The organism is Novosphingobium malaysiense, from assembly GCF_000802225.1.
Lineage (GTDB): Bacteria > Pseudomonadota > Alphaproteobacteria > Sphingomonadales > Sphingomonadaceae > Novosphingobium > Novosphingobium malaysiense.
Genome location: NZ_JTDI01000038.1, coordinates 1 through 462 on the forward strand (window position 1 = coordinate 1; position 462 = coordinate 462).

Here is a 462-nt window from a genome sequence, read left to right on the forward strand (position 1 = left end):
GCATAGAGCAGTTTCGCGCGCTCAAGAGACGCATAGACCGCAAGATCCGCGTAATGATCGAGGATGGTATCGCAGACGGATCGATCGCACCTCTCGACCCGAAACTACTGGCGTTCGCGCTTGCCGGCGCGCTCAATTGGCCCGGCCGTTGGTATGATCCCAAAGGCCCCGACAAGCCGGCCGAGATAGCTCGCAAACTCGTCGAAATTCTCGCACAAGGATTCACCTCCAAGCCACGTTGATGGCCCGCAGTTGCTACCGCCTATTCGCTGAGCGCGACACGCGCCGGTCGGATCCAAAAGATGCCAGTCTGCTGTTGCAGGACACTGGCCCAATTCCAAGGGCGTGTGCTCAATCGACCGCGCCTGACTGCTCTCCTCACAACTTTACGCCAACGCACGCCGCTGCTTCGGGATCAACCAGCGCCCAAGGTAGAAGCGGCGTTTGCCGCAGCGCTTAGCG

At 60.2% G+C, this 462-nt stretch carries 1 pseudogene; it reads left to right on the top strand.

The window, feature by feature from the left end:
* A pseudogene (locus LK12_RS25040) lies at window positions 1-242 on the top strand (TetR/AcrR family transcriptional regulator); the annotation flags it as partial.
* Window positions 243-462 lie beyond the last annotated feature (220 nt).